Raw genomic sequence first — 19,639 nt, forward strand, 5'->3', positions numbered from 1 at the left:
ACAATTTCCACCCGCGGCGATCCGGCCTCCTGATCCGCAGGGGCTATTGCTACCCTTTCCTGCGTTTCCGGAAGTCCTCCTTCACCTGATCGAATACAGCGCCGTTTTCCGCCAGTTCTATTGACGCAGCTGCCAGAATCGCAGCGCCGCATAATACGGCCTCGTGCGCTTTTTGGCTCTTACCCGCCTCCAGATATTCCTGAGAATGCGAGGAAGTCCCCTCCGGCACGAACGCCACCCGGATACAGGAGCCTGGAATCCGGTGCATGACATTGGCGAAATCTGTGGACCCGGTCTTTTCCCGGGGCGGCTTCCGGTCCGGTGCATCAAAAAGTTCCGCCATTTCCATCAGAAGATCATTCAGAGCGATGGCCGGAATCTTCCCCTCGATTCTCTGTCCGTACGCAATCGAGACCTGGGTCTGCGTCATCAGAGCTGCTCCCTTCACAATATTCTCAAACCGCGCGATCAACTGATCCAGATATGCGGAATCATAGGAACGGAGGCCAAACTCCCCCGCCGCCACCGCGGGCACCATGTTACATGGTCCTCCGGCGTCGGCCACCGTATAGTGGATTCTGGTGTCCTCTTTCACGTGTTCCCGCAGAAACTCGATTCCCTGGAAGGATAAAAGCAAGGCGTCCAGGGCGCTGCGGCCCGCCTCCGGCTTCAATGCCGCGTGGGCGCTGCGCCCGTGAAAGGTTACTGTGGAGGAAATCTTGGCCATGGACCGTATATCCGTTTGAGTGGCCGGCCCACCGTGCATCATCAGGGCCACATCCATATCGCCAAGATAACCCTCGTCCAGCAGGATTACCTTTCCGCCCTTCCCTTCTTCTGCGGGCGTGCCGTAAACCACCAGCGTAAACGCCTCCGCCCGGCAGAGCTTCCTCACCGCCACCGCCGCTCCTGCCACGGCAGGTCCCTGAAGCTGGTGGCCGCAAGCGTGGCCCGAGGGCAGGGCGTCATACTCGCAGAGCAGTCCGATCCTGGGACCGGCCTCCCCCCGCTTAAAGACCGCCCGGAAGGCGGTGGGAAGGCTTCCCAGCCCCCGCTCCACCTCAAACCCGCTGCGCTCCAGATAGTCCTCCAAAAGCCCGGAGGCGAACATTTCTTTAAAAGCCATTTCAGGATGATCAAAAATCTGGTCCGACATGGCGGTCAACTCCCGCTCTTCCCGCCGAATCACCGACATGACCTCCGTTTTTCTGTCAAATTTTCCCATATCGTTTCTCCTTACATCGGTCCCAGATGGATCATCTGCGCCACCGACAGCAGCGCGCAGCCCGTGACCACCCAGATGAGGAACAGCTTCCACATAAACCGCATCCAACGGTCATACGGTACGTTCGCCGCTCCGATAATTCCCATGAGCGCGGAGGAATGGGGCAGAACGTAGTTACAGAACCCATCCCCGAAGGTAAACGCCAGCACCGCCGTCTGCCGGGTCAGCCCCAGCAGGTCCGCCAGCGGCGCCATAATGGGCATGACCGCGGTGGCCTGTCCGCTGCCGGACACGATCACCATATTCACCAGAATATTGGCGATAAACATGGCCGGCCCCAATAAAAACCGCGGCATATGGGACAATAGCTGGCCCGCGCCGTACACGATAGTGTCCGTAATATTTCCCGCCGACATCACGCCGGCAATCGCTCCCGCCAGACCGATGAGAAGGGCCGCGCCCAGCATGGATTTACAGCCGTTCACGATCTCCGAGGCAATCTTCGAGGGATTCATGGCCAGCAGAAAACCGATCACCACGGCCAGCACCAGAAAGAGCGCCGCATCCTCCTCCAAATCCCATCCCAGCTTGATATTTCCATACATCAACAGCACCAGAGAGCCAACCAGAGATACCAGAACGCCGGTTTTCCGCCAATCCATCCGCCCAAATGCGGAGAGATCGGCCTCCTTCTCCTCCCGCTGCAGATCCAGCTCATACATCGGGGAAGCGGCGGGATTTTTGGTGATGGTTTTCACATAGCGCACCAGGTAGAGATTGGTCACCACCAGAAACACCACAAAGCACACCGCCCGAAAGCCCAGGCCGGAATACAGCGGAACCTCGCAGATTTTCTGGGCCAGCACCGCTGTGTTGATATTCAGCCCCGCCGTGGAAAAGCCGATTGCGCCGCCCAGCAGGATAATCGCCACTCCCGTGATGGAGTCCAGTCCGAAAGCCATGGCGATCACCACCATAATGGGAGCAAATGCAATGAAATGGTTCACCGCCTGGGTACTGCAAATCACCGCGAACAGCGTGGTCATCACCGGAATAAACAGATGGGCCTTGTTGCGAAATTTCCTGGACGCAGCCCCCACGGCAACCTGCAATGCGCCCGACAGCGCGATCATGTGAAATGCCGCCCCCGCGAACATAGTCACATACATCAGGTTGGACTTGCTCTTCAGGGACTGGATGATATAATAGGGAATCATCTGGATTCCCACCGCCGACCGCTCCAGCCACTGGAACTGGTTGGGGTCCACCACCTTCACGCCCTGGGCATTTTCCACCCGCACATACTTGCCCGCAGGCACGATCCAGGTCATAACCGTGGCGATGAAAATAATGATGACCATAATCACAAGCGCATGCGGCATCTTAAATTTCTTCCTGTTCCCTTCCATACTTTAACCCCTCCTACTGTAATTTCACAACGATTACGCCATCTTTTTGCTCCAGCCTGGTTCCGAACTCCCCGCTCAGGCGGGCCAGCGCGCGGTAAATCATCTCCGCCTCCGTCTCATCTGCCGGGTAGGGAATGGCCTTGAAGGCTTTCTCTCTCGTCACGCCCAGGGAAATGGGCAGAAGCTCGATCTTCACGCAGGTGTCCCCGTCCATTTCCACGCAAGGGATCACCGACAGGTAATTTTCCCCGGACTGCTGGCCTCCGTTCCTGGCGTGGGAGCGCCGGACCGCCAGCGCCTGGGCCGGGTCCGTGTCGTAGGGCAAATGATATTTCCGCATAAAATCCGGCGGCAGAATCCGCACAAATTCGTTCTGATAGATAAAATTCCCCAAAGAATAAAAGATGGGCCTGCCCCGGTACAGCTCGATCCCCTTGAGCTGATGGGTTCCGCCCCCCAGTATCATGCTGGCCCCGGCATCGATGAAGGCGTGGGCGCTCTCCACAATAAAGTCGTCGATGCTCTCCATATTTTCGTCCTTCATCTCGTGGGAGTGGATCATTACCACCACATGCTCCGCCGTCAGTTTGGCATTTGCGATATCCCGCCTGATCCGCTCCAAATCCTCCTGATCCGAAAATGTCCGCTTGCCCTCGCGTTCCTCTGGCGAGAACAGCATGTCCCGGAACTCGAACAAACCGTCCTCCGCCTGCAGCTTGTACCCGGTTTTCAGCCGCCGCTTGTTCTTCACATTTACCCCGGACACCTCCGCAATCTCCCGCAGCCAGCCCATGTGTTCCGGCGAAATGCCGTACACCTCCCGGTGTCTCAGCGGATTGATCCCAGGCCTCGCAGGCAGATAGGGCCCCTGGACTCCGGCTCTGGCCGTATCGTCAAATGTGGACGTCACGGCGATCAACGCCACCCGGCCGGCCTTGGTCTCCGCCATCACAGGCCGCGAAGCCTGATACAGACTCTCACCCGCCCCTGCAAAGCGGATTTCCCTGCGCCGCAAAGCTTCCATTGTCTGGAAAAATCCCCCGTAAGAGTAATCCAGCATGTGGTTATTCGCCACGCCGAACAGGTTGAAGCCGAAATCCGTCAAATCCTCCAGCACTTCCTCCGGCGCTGTCAGCCAGGTTCCCCCTGAGAAGGTCGACGGAAAACAATTCCCGTCGGTAATGGTGGTTTCCAGGTTGGTGATTCTGGCGTCCCCCCTCTCAATGAATTCCCGGATCCTCTCCCTTCCCGGATATTCCCCCGGCAGCCGATGCATGATCAGGGCGTCTCCGCTTGCCGTAAATTTCATGATGTTTCCCAATGCATTTCCCCCTCGCTTTCTGTATTGTCATATGGAACTATCTTTATCGTAAGGGGAAACAACCGTAAAATACAGTATATAAAAATGAATGGCTGTTCAGAAAAACTGAACGTTGCGTGTTGGCGTCTGCTCCCTTATAATGGGATCATGGAACATAAAATACTTCGGGAGGAAACCACTATGTCCGATCTGAAAGCAGCGCGCTACGTCACCGTTCTGGCCGAGCAAAAAACCATCCGCGGCGCGGCGGAGGCCCTCTATATCTCCCCTTCCGCCCTCAGCATGTATATTCGGAAGCTGGAACAGGAGCTGGGGGCCCCTCTCTTTGTCCGTGATCAGAAAAACTTTACACCTACCCAGATCGGCGAAGCCTACATACGCCGTTCCTACAAGATCCTGGCCGTGGACCAGGAATTCATGGACGAGCTGGCGCTGTGGCGCCGCCGGGAGACACGTCAAATCTCCATCGGAATCTACCGGAGACGCGGAATCAGCTTTATGGTGCCGCTAATGAAAGCGCTGGAGGAGATGGTGCCCGACGTCCAGTTTACGTTTCGTCTGGGGTCCGTGAAAGAGCTGGAACAGCTGCTCTACGGGAGGCAGATCGACTACATCCTCATCGCCCACCGGCTGCAGAACCCGGATTTCACCTACCAGTTCGTCTGCGGCGACCGGCTGCTGATGGCCTGTCCCGCCTCCTGGCAGGATCGTACCGAGGTGTCTCCCGACGGCACGCGGATTCTGCTGCCCATCGAGAAGGTTTCCGCCGACCAAATCCTCATGCCCGGCGTTCACCAGAGTATTTACCCCTTTGCCGCCCATTTTCTGGAAAGCCATGGAATCCACAATACCCGCCAGTCCCCTACCTCCAACATGGAAATCCATATGCAGAGCGTGGCCGCGGAGTTGGGCTGCTGTTTTACGCTGGCCAGCTATATCCCCACTTTTTCCCATATTCCCGGTATTCTCTTCGCCAGCCCCGCCGTCAAGGAGGAACTGGTCAGCTGGTCTTTGGCCTCCCTGGCCTCGCCCCTTGAAACGAGCCGCATCTCCATCCTCAAAACCGCCATCCACAGCCAGATCGCGCAGATGATTCCATAGGTGCAACGTCAGCCGCCTGCTGCATTCAAACAGAAAATCCCCCGGCAATGAATCTATGTCAGCCCACCTGATCTCCATACATTCATTGCCGGGGGATTTCCGCCCTTTTTTTGTTTTTCCAATAAATTACATTTCCATTCTTACTTCTTCATCCCTCTCACCGCCAACGCCGCCGCCCCAATCAGCCCTCCGTCATACCCCAGAGCCGTGGGCCTCACCGGCGGCACCTCGCCGGCTGCAATACGAAGCTCCCGCGCCAATACCCCGCGCAGCGCGTCCTGGTAATGTTCAAATGCCAGCGATAATCCGCCTCCAATGATCACCACCTCCGGGTCCAGAACCGCGCAGCAGGCCGCGATGGCCTGCCCCAGGTAAATCCCCTCCCGCCGGAACGCCCCCCGCGCCACCGGGTCGCCCTCTTTGGCAAGGCGGGCGATGCTCACGCCGTCCGGGGCATTTCTCATCCCCCAGCTCTCTCCCTTCTCCTTCAACGCCAAATACCCTTCCGTCAGCCCTCTCCCGGACGCGCAGTCCTCCACCGCCATCCTGACCGGCCCGTCCGGCCCGTTTCCAACGTCCACATGGATCAGCCCCACTTCCCCAGCATTTCCCTTAAACCCCCGGTAAAGCTCCCCGTTCAAAAACAGCGCTCCCCCGATGCTGTTGCTCACCGTGAGATACAGAAAATTCCCGATCTCCCGGCAGTGCCCGAACATCCGCTCCGCCAGCGCGCAGGCGTTGCAGTCATTTTCGATGTACACTGGAAGCCCAAAATGCTGTCCGATGATCCCGCCGATGGGCAGATTGTAGATTCCCATAAAGGAAGCGGAGATCCACATCCCCGTCTCCGGGTTCGCCAGTCCCGGTATGGTCATGCCCACGGCGCTGATCTTCACCCCCGGATGCTCCTCGATCACCCGCTCCATGGCGGAAATGATATCCGCCGTCACCTGCTCCGCCGACATCCGGCTCCAGCAGTATTTTTCCTTGCAGATCACTGTGCCGTCCGCGGCCACAAGCCCGGCCACATACTTGGAACCGCCGATATCCACCGCCAAAATCACTTCCCGTTCCATAGCGCTCCTTTCCTGCCCGGCTCAGTCGGAAAAGCTGGGTTCCATGGCCAGCTTGGCCCACGTGTTCATGCCCTCGGTGGGGTCGAAGCCTAAGTGGCGGCCGATCTCGCAGGCCAGAACCTGCATGGGCGTCAGGTATTCCACCGCGGTCAAAAACTCCCGGTTTACCGCGGGGAAAGTCAGGGCCATGGGATTTTCTGCGCCGTCCGCCCCACCGCAGACCAGTACGCAGTTGTCCGTCATTTTCCGAACCACCTCATACAGCTTCTTCATGCGCTCCTTCTCCGGCCCGTCCTCCGCGCAGAGGAAGAAAATGCAGTCACCGGGATTCACCGTCCGAATGGGCCCGTGCATAAACTCCTCCAGCTCGTAGGCCATGGTCAGCCGCTTGTGGGTCTCGATAAATTTCAGGGCCGTCTCCAGCGCAGTCCCGTAATTGGCCCCGTAACTGATCACCCGGTAAAAAGGCGCGTTCATCACCATCCGCTTGTGCCCCTCAAACCACTCCAGGGTCCGCTCCACAGCCGCCCCACAGCTCTGAATCAATCCCTCAAACCCTTCCATGTACGCCCGGTACGTCTCCACGTCGATCGTATTCAGCGCCTTGGCCGTCTCCACCAGACAGAGTAAAAGCAGGAAAATGCCGGTGGAATGCCCCTTCGTGGACGGAAGCGCCAGCTCATTGCCCGACGGCTTTACGATCACCACATCGCACTCCCTTGCCAACACCCCCTCCGGGTTCAAAGTGGTGCACACCACCGGAATCCCCTGGGCCTTTGCCGCCCGGGCCGTGATCACCGCGCCCTTGGAGCGGCCGGACTCGGCCGGGCAGATAACCACCATCTCCTCCGGCTTGTATTTCCCGCCCACGTTTAACCCCTCATGGTTGTTGAACAGCATGGGGTAGGAATACGTCGCTTCTATATTTAACAGCTTCTCCGCAGCGTATTTTAAAACCAGCCCCGCGTGGGACGGCGACCCGGAACCGCTGAAATAAATCCGACGGAACCGGTGGGACGTGAACAGCTTCACAAAATCCCCGGTCAGCTCCTCCCGCCGTTTTAGGCACTCCTCAAAATAGCCCGGCTCCGACCGGATCTCCTCCAGCATCACATTCCGTTTTTCCGCACTCATCATCAGTAACCCTCCTTCATTTTCCTTTTATTGGGATATCTCAGGCCGCAGGGTGAGGGCCAGGCCAGGCTGTGCCGTGCCACGCCCTCCCCCCGCTGCCGCCAATTCGTCTCACGGCTGCATCCGCAAATCCTGCTGCTCCACCTCCGTCACCGCGTGGAACACCGCCCCCAGTGCCCCGGCCCGGCCCCCCAGGCTGGCCAGGCAGACGTCGGCGCGGATGGGGGTGAACCGCTCCACCTCCTCCCGGAGCCGGTAGATCACCGGGCTCATCTGCTCCGACACATCTCCCCCGATCACCGCCTTGGCGGGCCCCAAAAGGCTCACGCAGTTGGCGATGGCCACGGACAGGTCCCGGATAAAGGGCTCCACCACCCGGGCGGCCTCCTGATCCCCCTGCCCGTAAGCGGTGAACAGCTCCTCTGTGGGCCATCCATGTCCAGCCAGGGCGGCCCCGGAGCATTTCCGTTCCAGAACGCCCTGCTGCCCCGGCTGGTTGACATTTCCCAGCTCCACATCCCGGCTCTCCAGAAAATATCCGATCTCCCCCGCGCTGCCTCCGGCCCCGTGTATCAGCTGTCCCCCGCTGATCACCGCCCCGCCGATCCCGGTTCCGATTCGGACAAAAAGCATGTCGTCCACCTGATCCCCCGAGCCCAGCCAGCGCTCCCCCAGGGCCGCCAGATTCACGCCGTTCTCCACGAAAACCGGGAACGGGAAATGCTCCTCCATCAGCCGCTTCAAGGGAAAATTGCTCCACCCCAGAAATTTCGCCCGCACCACGCTTCCCTCGGCGGTCACAATCCCCGGCACTCCGATCCCCATGCCGAAAACCGTCTCTATCTTCAGCCCGCAGTCCCGCACCGCCTCCTCCACAATCCCGATGAGTTCGCCGATCCGGCTGGACGGCGGGCGCTTTGTCTCAAATAACACCTCCCCCGCCAAATCCGTGATGATCAGCCGCAGGTTGGCGCTGGCGATATCGATGCCGACGCAGTACGCCGACCTGGGATTAAACCCCAGCATCACGGACGGCCGCCCCGCCCCGCCGGAGGGACAGCAGTCCCCGTACTCCACCAAAAGCTTCTTGCGGACCAGCTCGTCCACAATGGAGCTGACCGTGGTCTTACTCAGATTTAACGCCCGGGCCAGCTGCGCCCGGCTCACCGGCTGCCTCTCCTTCACCATATTCAGGATCAGCGACCGGTTGATCCTGCGGATCAGTTCCAGATGCCTGGGATTTCCGCCTTTTGCCATCGCATTCACTTCCATTTCTTGATTAGTTTTATAATTGGACTAATTATGTTTTTTTAATCCTGCCGCAGACCGAATGCCGGGCAGGAAATGAATTTCATCTGCTTTTATCATATTTCAAATTCTTATAAATATCAAGAATATTTTGACCTATGCTTCCACAAATTTTCACCGCTTGTTTTGTACAAAATGTACGGTATCAATAAAATTTATTACTGGACTATTTCACTTTCCACTTGATCTTTTGCCCATTTGCCATTATAAAGACATTATAAAGGCAATAGAAAGAAACGCCCCGCCGCCTGACGCGCCGCGGACTGCGGACGTTACGGACCGGCGGGTATACAATATATGAGGGGACAGGCAGACCTATGGATAAAGGAATCGAATACATTTTAGAGGTGGCCCGCTGCGGCGGAATCACCAAAGCAGCGGACAATCTGTTCATCACGCCCTCGGCCCTGAGCAAATTTGTCCAGGCCCGGGAAGAACAGCTGCAGGTGAAGCTGTTCCACCGCATCGGCAAGCGCTTCGTGCTGACCCAGGCCGGGGAATATTACGTCCAGAAAAGCCGGGAAATCGAGCAGATTCAGCGGGAGCTGGAAACGCAGATGAGCCGCTTCTCCAGCATGAGCCGCGGCGTCATCCGGCTGGGCGTTCAGGCCAGCTTTACGGAGGTCATGTTCCGCTTCATACTGCCGGAGCTAAAGACGGCGTTTCCGGGCATCAATATCCTCATGCACGAACATCCCATCGGGGAACTGATCCAGATGGTGAAGGACCGCCAGCTGGACGTGCTGCTGGCGGTGATCGACAAGCGGGAGCGCGGTTTCTGCTACCAAACCATTTTCCAGTGCGATCTGGTGATGGCGGCCGTGAAAAACCATCCGGTGGTCCAGAAGGCGGTGGACAAGGCCGGCTTTTCCTACCCCTGGATCGACATGTCCTGCTGCTGCAATGAGCCGAATGTGATGCTCATGCCCGGTTCCCCCTACCGCACCTACGCCGACAATCTCTACGCCTATTACCAGTTAAAGCCCAATATCGCCTACCAGCTGGGTTCCTCCCGCAGCGGCCTGGCCTGCGTGGCCTACACCCGCGCCCTGATGATCACGCTGGACCACATGATCTTCAACAACCTCTTCGACACGGAGATCGTCCCCCTGTCCGTGGGCGAAAACCCCTTGTCCAAGGAGCTGGTCATCGCCCACCTGGAGGACACCATGCTGGCGGAGGAAATTCAGGTGTTCCACGAAATATGCAGAAAGCATATCCGCTGATTTCCCGGACCCGGTGCGGGCTGCGCGGCCGGCAAAAGGGCAAGCCGCCATTCCCACGGAATCAAATTTCCTGCGCAGCTCCCCGGATCACCCATCCCTCCTGCCTCTCAGATAATATCAACTTTAAGTTGATAAACATTGAAAATATTGAGCTGTACATCCATTCATGATTGTTTTATGATAAGTATATCAAATGACTGCGCAGTCATCCCCCAGGAGTCCAATCCTGCAAAAACTATCATGTACGGAGGAAATCATGACACCATTACAAATCACGCTCATCATACTGCTGTGCACCATCATCGCGTTTTTATCGGGTAAAATCCCATTTTCCATCATCTCGGCCGGAATCATACTGGCCCTCATTCTCACCGGCGTGATGAAGCCGGCCGAGGCATTAAGCGGCTTCATCAACACCAACGTGGTCATGTTCGTCGCCATGTTCGTCATCGGCGCTGCCTTAACCAAAACCAGCCTGCTGGACAAGGCCCAGAAGCTGGTCATCCGCTACAAAAACAACCCCAAAATGCTGATTCTCATCTCCTCCCTGGTTGCGGGTTTCCTGGCCTGCCTGACCAGCGCCACCGCCACCGCGGCCATCATGATCCCGCTGCTGGTCGGCATCGCCAACGAAATCGGCACCAGCCGCAGTAAAATGCTCTTTCCCGCCATGGCGGTCGCCAACATCGCAACGGCTATGACCTTTTTGGGACAGGGCGCCAGCAACATGACCTGGAGCGACGTGATGATCAAGGCCGGAGCCTCCACCCCCTTCACCATCTGGGACTTCACCATTGCCAGAATCCCGATCCTGATCATTTCCCTGGCCTACATGGTGTTCATCGGCTACCGGCTCATGCCCGACATCGACAACTCCACCTTCACGGACAACATCCAGAAGAAGGACACCGCAAGCAAGCTGTCCGCTTCCAAAGAGAAGCTGGCAATCGTCCTCATCCTGGGCACCATCGCCTGCATGCTGCTGGAATCCGTGATCGGCATCAAAATGTACCTGACCGCCTCCATCGGCGCCTGCCTTCTGGTTCTCTGCGGCGTGCTCTCCGAGCGCGAGGCCTTAAGCTCGATCCACCAGCCCACCGTGTTCCTCTTCGCCGGGGTGCTGGCCCTCTCCGACGCCATCAAAGTGACCGGGGCAGGCGACGTGGTGGCGGATTGGATGATCTCTCTGCTGGGAAATACCACCAACCCCTACATCATCATGGCGGTATTTTTCATCATCCCCTTCCTGTTGACCCAGGTCATGTCCAATCTGGCCACCGTGACCATTTTCATCCCCCTGGTTGCGGCCGCCTGCGTGAAAATCGGCGTGGACCCCAGAGCGGCCGTGATGGGCGTGCTGATCGCAAGCTGCACCTCCATCCTGACCCCCATGGCCGCCCCCTGCCAGATCATGATTATGGGCCCCGGCGGCTACAAGCTGAAGGACTACTTAAAATGCGGAACCCCGCTGGCTGTTATCATCACCATCGTCTGCATTTTCACCCTGCCCATGATGTTCCCGTTCTACTAAGTAATCGCCCGATGGCTGCGCCAGCAGCCCATTACATACAGCAATCGCCCGATGGTCCATTGCAATTAATCAAACTGATATAGAGGTGACCACACTATGAAAATAACCGGTTTAGAAATCATCCCCGCAAGCAAATATCTGTTCATCAAAATCACCACCGACGAAGGCATTCACGGCACCGGCGAGGCCGGGGCCTGGGGCTTCCTCGACGGCGTGGAGGGCGTTCTCAGGCGCTTCACGGACTATCTCATCGGCCAGGACCCCTTCCGAATCGAACACCACTGGAACTATCTGTACCGCAGCATGTATTTCCGGGGTTCCGTGATCATGAGCGCACTCTCCGCCATCGACATCGCCCTCTGGGACATCAAGGGCAAGGCCCTGGGCGTGCCGGTCTACGAGCTTCTCGGCGGAAAATGCCGGGACAGGGTGAGAAGCTACGAAGCCGTGTTCCGCTACACAGCCGAGGAAATGGCCGATTTCTGCGTCTCCCTCAAGGAAAAGGGCTACGACGCGGCCCGTCTCATGATCACCGGGGACATTTCCAAATCCACGGCGGACCGCTCCTGCAGCATCTACAACCACAAGGTGGAGACCTACGCCCGGAAGGTGAAAGCCTGCCGTGAGGCCGTGGGCGACGACTTCGACCTGATCCTGGAATGCCACCGCAGCATGGACCCCTGCGAGGCCGTCGCATTTGCGAAGAGCGTTGAGGTTTACCGCCCCCTGTTCCTGGAGGACCCCATCCCGCCGGACAGCCCCGAGGCCATGGCGGATGTCGCGGCCCGCACCAACATTCCGGTTGCCACGGGCGAGCGCTTCATCAACATCCAGGAATTTGAGACCATTCTCCAGAAGCGCGCCGCCAAATACCTCCGCCCCGACGTTTGCGCCCTGGGCGGCCTGACCCCCAGCAAAAAGGTGGCCGCCATGGCGGAGGCCAACTACGCGAAGATCGTGCCCCACAATCCCTTAGGCCCGGTCTCCACCGCCGCCTGCCTGCAACTGGACGCCGCCATCCCCAACTTCGGCATCCAGGAGTTCCCCTCCTTCTATCACCAGGGAAATGAGGCCGAAATGACCACCGAGCCCTTCCGGGAGGACGGGGGCTATATCCTGATCCCCGACGCCCCCGGCATCGGAATCGAGCTGGTGGACAACATCACGGAAAAATTCCCGCCCCGGCAGAGAAGCATCTCCGCCCAGACCGCCTACGACGGGTCCGTGTACGACGTGTAGGGAGGCGGCGTACGAATATCCAATGCGGCTGCGGAAGCCATCCCCCAGCCGACCCTCCGCTTATAAAATGCCCCTGCGCCCGGATTTCCCATCCGCCACAGGGGCATTTTCCACACCTCCATTTGACACGCGGCCCAACAAGTGTTACTCTAATAAACAGCGAGTTTCCTGGTTTTCCCAACCGGGCTGTCATCAATCTTTCAATCGAGGTGTAATCATATGAATCCTGAAAAAACCGGACTGGTCCTGGAGGGCGGCGGCATGAGAGGCATCTATGTGGCTGGAGTCCTGGACGTGTTTCTTGAACAGAATATCCATGTGGACGGGGTGATCGGCGTCTCCGCCGGGGCCATCCACGGCTGCAGCTTTGTGGCCGGCCAGCGGGAGCGATCCATCCGCTACAATTTAAAATACTGCCGCGATCCCCAGTACATGAGCTTCCGCTCCCTGATCAAAACCGGCGAGCTCTGCGGAACCGACTTCTGCTACCGTCAGCTTCCGGAAATCCTGGACCCCTTTGACAACGAGGCATTTGAGGCCTCGGACACGGACTTCTACGTGACCTGCACCGACGTGGAAACCGGTGAGCCGGTCTACAAGCTTTGCGAGAACCTCCGGGGCGATCAGATCGACTGGGTGCGGGCCTCCGCCTCCATGCCACTGGCCGCCCACATCGTGGAGCTGGAGGGCCGCAAGCTGCTGGACGGCGGCGTGGCCGACTCCATCCCCGTGTCCGCCTTCCGCAAAATGGGCTACAAGCGCTGCGTGGTCGTAGCCACCCGCCCCATGAGCTACCGAAAAAAGCCCAACCGCATGACGCCTCTGTTGCACCGCGTCTACCGCGATTACCCCAACTTCGTGGAGACCATGGCCCGCCGCCACCTGATGTACAACCGCCAGCTGGACGAAATCAGACGCATGGAAGAAGCCGGTGAAATCCTGGTGATCCGCCCCAGCCGGACCATCAAAATCCACCGCACCGAGCACGACCCGGACAAAATCCGCCAGATGTACGATCTGGGACGGCAGGACGGGGAGAAGGCGGTGGAGCGGGTGAGAGGGTTTTTGCAGGGGGAATGATAAAACTGCCCACAGGCTGTGCCAGCGGCCCATGGCAATCAATCAAAAAATTTTGGGTAAAAATGTTTTTCAGCATACAGGTTTACATAAGCATAAAAGTGTGCTATAATTATTAGATTACCCGCGTAATCACTGGAACATCATCCGTTCAGAAAGGTGTGAATTTGTTTAAAAAAGGAGCTTTTATATTCTATGGAACCGTAGGCGTGTGCCGCGTAAACGACATATCCAGCATGGATTTCTCCGGCAGCGACAGACTGTACTACTCCCTGACACCCAGCTTTGAGAATGATACCACCATCTATATCCCGGTGGACAGCGACAAGGTTCTGATGCGAGAGATCATGACCAAACAGGAAGCGGAGCGCTTCGTCCTGTCCTGGCCGGACATCGCCTGCGAGCCCCATGCCAACTACAAGGAGCAAGCCAAAGCCCACCAGCAGATTCTCAAATCCGGCAACTGCCTGGAGCTGGGCGCTATGATCAAGGAGATCACCCGCCAGTCCATTTCCGGCAAGCGAAGCGGTAAAGCTCTCTCCGGCAACCAGCGGGACGTGATCAAGATCGCCCAGAAGCTGCTGTACGGCGAGCTCTCCGTAGCCCTGGACATCGATCCCGCGAAAGTCCCTGAATACATCGAAAAACGGACAGAACCGTGTGCGTCCGTGTAAACTACAGAAAAAAACAGGCCGCCCGGCCGATCCAGGGAATGGATCCGGCCGGGCGGCCTGTTTTTTATCCTTCTGCCATATCCTCTATTTACACCACAAACTGCCTCAAATACCGCTGACTCAACACCAGACTGTCAATAACCGCCTCATGGCTTCCCTCAAAGCTGCGGTCCTCCACCTCGATACAGGTATACCCCTTATATCCGATATCATTCAGCGCGCTGACATACTCATCCCACTTCACATCCCCCAGGCCGGGAAGCTTGGGCGCCATGTACTGAAGGGGGTACGCCATGGTTCCCACCTCGTTTAAGCGGTCCCTGTAAAGCTTGATGTCCTTATAGTGCACATGGAAAATCTTATTCCTGAACTCGTACATGGGCTTGATATAATCCATCATCTGCCACACAAAATGGCTGGGGTCATAGTTCAGACCAAAGTAATCGCTGGGGATTGCGGCGAACATTTCCCGCCAAATCTTCGGTGTGGTGGCCAGATTCTGCCCGCCGGGCCACTGGTCCCCGTCAAACAGCATGGGGCAGTTCTCAATGGCTACCTTCACGTGATGCTCCTCCGCCAGGCGGATGATATCCGGCCAAATCTCCCGGAACAGCTCCATGTTGGCTTCCACGGTCTTCGTCTGATCCCGCCCGATAAAGGTGGTCACCATGCCCACGCCCAGCTTCTCGGAGGCAAAAATCACCTTTTTCAAATGTTCGATATTGGCGGCCCGCTTCTCCAGGTCCCCGTCCATGGTATTCGGATAAAATGCCAGGGAAGAGATCTCCACCTGTTTGGACCGGCAGTATTCCAGGATGTGGGCGGCCTTCCCGTCGTCCAGCTCATCCACGTCGATGTGGCTGACACCCGCGTATCTGCGCTCCGCCTTGCCGCAGGGCCAGCAGGCCACCTCCACGCACTCATACCCCAGGCTGCTGGCCGTGTCGATCACCTCTTCAAAGGACATCCAGTCCAGAATCGCACTCACAAATCCTAATTTCATCTCGTCCTCCTTATGATACCTTCACGCTTTTTCCCGTCTTTGCGCTTTCCACGGCCGCAAACACGGCTTTCATCGCGGACAGCGCTTCCTCCCCGCTGATCTCCGGGGCCCTGTCGTTCACCAGACTATCCATGAACATGTCGATCACGCCGGACTTGGTCTGGTTGTCATTTGTCTGAATCTGGTCAATATCATAGTAAATCCGCTCCCCATTGCGCATTTCCAGCACAATGGAGTGATCCTTGTCGCAGTAAATCTTCATCACGCCCTTCGTTCCGTAAAGGATGGTGGAATTGTCCTCATCCCCATAGCAGGTCCAACTGGCGGTCATGGTGCCCATAATCCCGTTCTCCATGCGGTAAATGCAGATGGCGTTATCGTCCACCCCAATGAGAGAGCCGGAAGCATCCCGCTTATCCAATGTGCCCAAAAATGCCATCACCTCCGCCACACGGACTCCGGTGAGGAACTGGATCAGGTCCGTCTTGTGGATGCCCAGATCCGCCATGGCCCCCAGGCTTGCCTTCTGCTTGTCAAAGAACCACACATTTTTTCCCGGGTCCACGCTCCAGGTCTCCGGCCCGCCGTGGGCGAAGTTGGACTTAAAGGTCACGATATCTCCGATGACGCCCTCCGCCACCAGCTGTCTGGCCCTGGCGTGGGCCTTGGCGAGGCGCTGGTTGTGTCCGATCATCAGGTATTTCCCGGTCTCCTTGGCAGCAGCCACCATCGCCTCGCAGGAGGCCAGATCCATAGCCATGGGCTTCTCGCAGAGCACATGCTTTCCGGCATGCAGCGCTTCGATGGTGATTTTGGCGTGGGCGTTGTTCGCCACGCAGACGCTGACCGCGTCAATGGACGGGTCGGCTAAGAGCTCCTCGTAGGAGGAATACACCGTTCCACCGTACCGGTCCGCCAGCTCCTTGGCCCTCTCTGTATTCAGATCGTAATATCCGGCAAGCTCTGCCTGCGTATGGTCGGCGTATTCGGGAATATGCCTGACCTGCGCGATTTTCCCGCATCCGATAATCCCTATTTTAAACATTTCTATCCCTCCAGCCTGATCTTATTTGGATTTTTTGCGGCTCTGTGCCAGCACTGCGATGATAATGGTGATGCCGCGCACCAATCCGTTTAAGAACGGAGGCACATTTGCCATCACCAGCACGGTCTGGATGATTCTCAGCATCAGAACGCCCAGGAAGGTGCCGATAATTTTGCCTCTGCCGCCGTCCATGGAGGTTCCGCCGATGGCTACGGCCGCGATGGCTTCCATCTCATAACCGTCGCCCGCGCTGGCCGCCTGGATGGAGGTCAGACGGCTGGCCAGAAGGAACGCCGCCAATCCGTAAAGAGTACCTGCGTATATGTAGATCAGCGTTTTCACACGGCCCACATTGATGCCCGTCAGCCTGGCCGCCTGCTGGTTGGAACCAACTGCGTACACATAGCGCCCGAACTTGGTCTTGCTCATAATAATTCCGGTGATCACAGTGATCAGAATAAAGATCAGCATCAGGTTGGGAATTCCCATCACCCTTCCCGCCGCAATCTTGCGGAACCCGTCGTACATGGTCTTGCTGACCGTGAAGGGGCCGCCCTGTCCCAGCTGGTTGATGATGGAACGGTAAGCCGAAAAGCTGGCCAGTGTGACGATAAAGGGAGCGATATTTCCCTTGGTCACCAGCACGCCGTTGATCAGTCCCAGGATCAGTCCGAAGCCCAGGCAGAACAGCAGGCACAATGCGATGCTCTCGGTCTTATTGAGCAGCAGCACGCCCAGTCCTGAGATCAGCGCCACGGAGGATCCCACGGAAAGGTCGATCATACCCGCGGAGATCACCAGGCTCATACCCATGGCGCAGATGCCGGTGATCGCACCCTGCACAAACTGGTTGGTCAGGTTTGTGAATGACAAAAAGGACGGATTAATCACAACCGCGATGAGCATCAGAAAAACAAAGCTGAGCCAGTGGCTGTAATTGGTGGTTATATTCTGCCAGGTCTGTTTCATGTCAAATGTCTTTGCACTCTTGGTGTTCACTTTACTACCTCCGTTTTCGAACCTGTGGAAAGAGCCATCACATTGGCCTCGCTCATCTCTTCCCGCTCCAGTATTCCGCTGATTCTTCCCTTGTACATCACCAGGCAGCGGTCGGCAATCTGGTAAATCTCCGGGAACTCCGTGCTGAACACCAGGATGCTCTTGCCCTGGGCCGCCAGCTCCAGAATCAATTTGTAAATCGAATATTTCGCACCCACGTCAATTCCCTGGGTAGGGTTATCCATGATCAGGATCTTTGCCTCCGTCTCCAGCCACCGGCCCACGATCACCTTCTGCTGGTTGCCGCCGGACAGAGAGGTGATGGGATCCTTCTCGCTTCCCACCTTGATCTCCAGCTTGGCCCGGTTTTTCTCGAACCTGGCGGTCTCCTCCTTGTTGTTGATCAGAAGCTTCTTGTGCAGCAAGGTGAAAAACGACATGGAATTGTTGTCCCGGATGCTCAGATCCGGCAGAATTCCCCGCTCCTTCCGGTTGCAGGGAACCATGGCCATGCCGTGGCGCATCACATCTTTGATGCTCCTGGTGTTAAGCGCACCCTTTTTGGTCCTGACCGTCCCGGATTTCGCCGGCGTGGCTCCGAATAGGGCTGTGGCCAGCTCGCCGCTTCCCGCGCCCTGAAGACCGGTGATGGCGATGACCTCACCCTTATGCAGCTCAAAGGAGACGTCCTCGAAGGTATCCCCAGACAGATGCTCCACTGTGAGCACCGCTTCCCCGCCCACACAGGGCTCCTGAAGCTCCTTTAAGTTGGCGTTGACAAATGTCTTTCCGATCAAAAGTTCTGTGGCCTGATGCTCGTCAATGTCCCGGATCAGCCCCGTCTCAATGAACCGGCCGTCCCGCAGAACCGTATATTTATCGCAGATCGTAAATATCTCCGGCATTTTGTGGGAGATATAAATAAAACTGACGTCCTGCTCCTTCAGACCTCTCATGATAGTAAAGAGGTTGTTGATTTCCTGGTTGTTCAGAGCCGTGGTCGGCTCATCCATAATGATCAGCTCGGACTGGAACAGCAGCGCCTTGGCGATCTCCACCAACTGCTTTTTCGCCGTCTCCAGGTCCGCCACCAGAGCGGTGGCGCTGATTTTGACACCCATGCCGTCCAGAACCTCCTGGGCTCTGGCGATCTCGGCCTTCTTATCCACCAGGCCGGTTTTATTTGTAATCTCTTCCCCCAGATACATGTTTTCGTAAACTTTTAAATCGTTGCAGAGATTCAGTTCCTGGTGGATGAAGCGGATTTTCATTTCCTTTGACTTCTGTGGGGTCATCCCCGTAATTTCTTTCCCGTCAATCACAATCTTCCCTGCGGTAGGAGGAAATGTACCGGAGAGAATGTTCATAAGGGTCGTCTTGCCCGCCCCGTTCTCTCCCAGCAGGCCGTGTATCTCACCCGGTCCCACGTGAAAATCCACATCGTGAAGCGCTGTCACAGGCCCAAACTCCATGCGGATTCCCTGCATATCCAGTTTCATGTTTTAACCTCCTTGTTGTGAGCGCCCGGCGGCCAAATCCCCACGGACGCTTTGGCTTGTTATGGCCATCATGACCACCCGTCAAACGAGTGGTTTGCTCGCCCCTATAAGGGGCAGTTACCGGCCAGCGCCTAAAGACGCTGGCTTTTACTACGTTCAAGCCACTATGCCCTTGACTCGTTGCCGCCCTTTAAAGGGCGTTCGTATTACCGGCTACCCCTTAAAGGGGTCCTCATACTCCTTTACACTCAGCTTATCCATTGCTATATCATATTTCTCCTGCTCCTGAATGTACTTCCTAATCGTTGCCTCATTTAGGCCTACTGTACTGACATAATGACCTTCTGCCCAAAAGTGGCGATTTCCGTACCTATACTTTAGATTTGCATGCTTATCGAAAATCATAAGCGCACTCTTTCCCTTTAAGTATCCCATAAAGCTGGATACACTGTATTTCGGCGGAATACTGACCAGCATATGGATATGATCCGGCATTAAGTGACCCTCTAATATTTCTACTCCTTTGTATCCACATAACGTCTTTAATATATCTCGTATACTTTCTTTATATTGATTATAAATCACTTTTCGTCTATACTTAGGAGTGAACACTATGTGGTATTTGCACATCCACTTTGTATGTGCCATATCATGATTCTTGTGTGCCATTAAAATCACCTTTCCTTTCTTAGATAGTAGCTTGAACAACTCTATTCTAACGGAAAGGTGATTTTTGTGCTATAAGCACTTGCTGCACCACCCGCGAAGCAGG

Annotated in this window: 17 protein-coding genes; 6 read left to right on the forward strand and 11 right to left on the reverse strand. The window is 56.6% G+C overall.

Going from position 1 to position 19,639, the window contains the following annotated elements; all coding sequences use genetic code 11:
• Positions 1-49: 49 nt before the first annotated feature.
• From ACK2JC_RS01955 to ACK2JC_RS01965, 3 genes are read right to left on the reverse strand one after another with little or no spacing between them, the layout of a single operon-like run.
• Positions 50-1,225 carry a M20 family metallopeptidase gene (locus ACK2JC_RS01955; protein ID WP_320936019.1) on the reverse strand — a complete coding sequence of 392 codons (1,176 nt, stop codon included), beginning with the start codon at positions 1,223-1,225 and terminating at the stop codon, positions 50-52.
• A gap of 11 nt (positions 1,226-1,236) precedes the next feature.
• Positions 1,237-2,634, reverse strand: coding sequence for a YfcC family protein (locus ACK2JC_RS01960; protein ID WP_320936020.1), 1,398 nt, complete (start codon positions 2,632-2,634; stop codon positions 1,237-1,239).
• 13 nt (positions 2,635-2,647) lie between these two features.
• Positions 2,648-3,955, reverse strand: coding sequence for a CapA family protein (locus ACK2JC_RS01965; protein ID WP_368272201.1), 1,308 nt, complete (start codon positions 3,953-3,955; stop codon positions 2,648-2,650).
• Between the two features lie 180 nt (positions 3,956-4,135).
• Between ACK2JC_RS01965 and ACK2JC_RS01970 the strand changes: the two genes are divergently transcribed.
• Positions 4,136-5,056, forward strand: coding sequence for a LysR family transcriptional regulator (locus tag ACK2JC_RS01970; protein WP_320936022.1), 921 nt, complete (start codon positions 4,136-4,138; stop codon positions 5,054-5,056).
• A 140-nt stretch (positions 5,057-5,196) separates the two neighbouring features.
• Here the strand turns inward: ACK2JC_RS01970 and ACK2JC_RS01975 are convergent, their stop codons facing one another.
• From ACK2JC_RS01975 to ACK2JC_RS01985, 3 genes are all read right to left on the reverse strand, one after another.
• Positions 5,197-6,132 carry an ROK family protein gene (locus ACK2JC_RS01975; protein ID WP_320936023.1) on the reverse strand — a complete coding sequence of 312 codons (936 nt, stop codon included), beginning with the start codon at positions 6,130-6,132 and terminating at the stop codon, positions 5,197-5,199.
• Between the two features lie 21 nt (positions 6,133-6,153).
• Positions 6,154-7,269 (reverse strand): SIS domain-containing protein, encoded by a 1,116-nt coding sequence (locus ACK2JC_RS01980; protein WP_320936024.1) that lies wholly within the window; start codon positions 7,267-7,269, stop codon positions 6,154-6,156.
• 108 nt (positions 7,270-7,377) lie between these two features.
• On the reverse strand, positions 7,378-8,523 hold the full coding sequence (locus tag ACK2JC_RS01985; protein ID WP_320936025.1) for an ROK family transcriptional regulator: 1,146 nt from the start codon (positions 8,521-8,523) through the stop codon (positions 7,378-7,380).
• Between the two features lie 368 nt (positions 8,524-8,891).
• Between ACK2JC_RS01985 and ACK2JC_RS01990 the strand changes: the two genes are divergently transcribed.
• The 5 genes from ACK2JC_RS01990 to ACK2JC_RS02010 all read left to right on the forward strand — a co-directional run bounded on the left by ACK2JC_RS01990 (position 8,892) and on the right by ACK2JC_RS02010 (position 14,321).
• Entirely contained in the window at positions 8,892-9,800 is a 909-nt protein-coding gene (locus ACK2JC_RS01990; protein ID WP_320936026.1) for a LysR family transcriptional regulator, read from the forward strand.
• 256 nt (positions 9,801-10,056) lie between these two features.
• A complete protein-coding gene (locus ACK2JC_RS01995; RefSeq protein ID WP_092370911.1) occupies positions 10,057-11,331 on the forward strand; it encodes an SLC13 family permease in 1,275 nt (424 codons plus the stop codon).
• Between the two features lie 96 nt (positions 11,332-11,427).
• Positions 11,428-12,570: a mandelate racemase/muconate lactonizing enzyme family protein gene (locus ACK2JC_RS02000; RefSeq protein ID WP_276855550.1), complete on the forward strand. Its 1,143-nt coding sequence runs from the start codon at positions 11,428-11,430 to the stop codon at positions 12,568-12,570.
• Positions 12,571-12,789: 219 nt separating this feature from the next.
• The gene (locus ACK2JC_RS02005; RefSeq protein WP_276950264.1) at positions 12,790-13,650 is read left to right on the forward strand and encodes a patatin family protein; all 861 of its coding nucleotides are present in this window, start codon (positions 12,790-12,792) and stop codon (positions 13,648-13,650) included.
• 164 nt (positions 13,651-13,814) lie between these two features.
• The gene (locus ACK2JC_RS02010; protein WP_092370902.1) at positions 13,815-14,321 is read left to right on the forward strand and encodes a CarD family transcriptional regulator; all 507 of its coding nucleotides are present in this window, start codon (positions 13,815-13,817) and stop codon (positions 14,319-14,321) included.
• 88 nt (positions 14,322-14,409) lie between these two features.
• On the opposite strand, the gene ACK2JC_RS02015 is transcribed toward ACK2JC_RS02010, so the two are convergent.
• The 5 genes from ACK2JC_RS02015 to tnpA all read right to left on the reverse strand — a co-directional run bounded on the left by ACK2JC_RS02015 (position 14,410) and on the right by tnpA (position 19,536).
• Entirely contained in the window at positions 14,410-15,324 is a 915-nt protein-coding gene (locus ACK2JC_RS02015) for a sugar phosphate isomerase/epimerase (RefSeq protein WP_320936028.1), read from the reverse strand.
• Between the two features lie 10 nt (positions 15,325-15,334).
• Positions 15,335-16,369, reverse strand: a complete 1,035-nt coding sequence (locus ACK2JC_RS02020; RefSeq protein WP_320936029.1) for a Gfo/Idh/MocA family oxidoreductase — start codon at positions 16,367-16,369, stop codon at positions 15,335-15,337.
• A gap of 21 nt (positions 16,370-16,390) precedes the next feature.
• A complete protein-coding gene (locus ACK2JC_RS02025) occupies positions 16,391-17,368 on the reverse strand; it encodes an ABC transporter permease (RefSeq protein WP_227169273.1) in 978 nt (325 codons plus the stop codon).
• Positions 17,365-18,867: a sugar ABC transporter ATP-binding protein gene (locus ACK2JC_RS02030; RefSeq protein WP_092370893.1), complete on the reverse strand. Its 1,503-nt coding sequence runs from the start codon at positions 18,865-18,867 to the stop codon at positions 17,365-17,367. Before ACK2JC_RS02030 ends, ACK2JC_RS02025 begins: the two co-directional genes overlap by 4 nt.
• 213 nt (positions 18,868-19,080) lie before the next feature.
• Complete coding sequence (gene tnpA, locus ACK2JC_RS02035; RefSeq protein ID WP_368282592.1) at positions 19,081-19,536, reverse strand: IS200/IS605 family transposase; 456 nt, start codon at positions 19,534-19,536, stop codon at positions 19,081-19,083.
• Positions 19,537-19,639: the final 103 nt, after the last annotated feature.

Origin of the sequence: Enterocloster lavalensis (genome assembly GCF_046603895.1) — a bacterium.
GTDB classification, from domain to species: Bacteria; Bacillota; Clostridia; order Lachnospirales; family Lachnospiraceae; genus Enterocloster; species Enterocloster lavalensis.

What these genes read in the sequence shown, in the direction of transcription:
- ACK2JC_RS02030 (WP_092370893.1), bottom strand. Translation starts at nt 18,867, where the DNA reads ATGAAACTGGATATGCAGGGAATCCGCATGGAGTTTGGGCCTGTGACA.
- tnpA (WP_368282592.1), bottom strand. Translation starts at nt 19,536, where the DNA reads ATGGCACACAAGAATCATGATATGGCACATACAAAGTGGATGTGCAAA.
- ACK2JC_RS02000 (WP_276855550.1), top strand. Translation starts at nt 11,428, where the DNA reads ATGAAAATAACCGGTTTAGAAATCATCCCCGCAAGCAAATATCTGTTC.
- ACK2JC_RS02015 (WP_320936028.1), bottom strand. Translation starts at nt 15,324, where the DNA reads ATGAAATTAGGATTTGTGAGTGCGATTCTGGACTGGATGTCCTTTGAA.
- ACK2JC_RS01990 (WP_320936026.1), top strand. Translation starts at nt 8,892, where the DNA reads ATGGATAAAGGAATCGAATACATTTTAGAGGTGGCCCGCTGCGGCGGA.
- ACK2JC_RS01980 (WP_320936024.1), bottom strand. Translation starts at nt 7,269, where the DNA reads ATGATGAGTGCGGAAAAACGGAATGTGATGCTGGAGGAGATCCGGTCG.
- ACK2JC_RS01970 (WP_320936022.1), top strand. Translation starts at nt 4,136, where the DNA reads ATGTCCGATCTGAAAGCAGCGCGCTACGTCACCGTTCTGGCCGAGCAA.
- ACK2JC_RS01985 (WP_320936025.1), bottom strand. Translation starts at nt 8,523, where the DNA reads ATGGCAAAAGGCGGAAATCCCAGGCATCTGGAACTGATCCGCAGGATC.
- ACK2JC_RS01960 (WP_320936020.1), bottom strand. Translation starts at nt 2,634, where the DNA reads ATGGAAGGGAACAGGAAGAAATTTAAGATGCCGCATGCGCTTGTGATT.
- ACK2JC_RS01955 (WP_320936019.1), bottom strand. Translation starts at nt 1,225, where the DNA reads ATGGGAAAATTTGACAGAAAAACGGAGGTCATGTCGGTGATTCGGCGG.
- ACK2JC_RS02005 (WP_276950264.1), top strand. Translation starts at nt 12,790, where the DNA reads ATGAATCCTGAAAAAACCGGACTGGTCCTGGAGGGCGGCGGCATGAGA.
- ACK2JC_RS02020 (WP_320936029.1), bottom strand. Translation starts at nt 16,369, where the DNA reads ATGTTTAAAATAGGGATTATCGGATGCGGGAAAATCGCGCAGGTCAGG.
- ACK2JC_RS01975 (WP_320936023.1), bottom strand. Translation starts at nt 6,132, where the DNA reads ATGGAACGGGAAGTGATTTTGGCGGTGGATATCGGCGGTTCCAAGTAT.
- ACK2JC_RS01995 (WP_092370911.1), top strand. Translation starts at nt 10,057, where the DNA reads ATGACACCATTACAAATCACGCTCATCATACTGCTGTGCACCATCATC.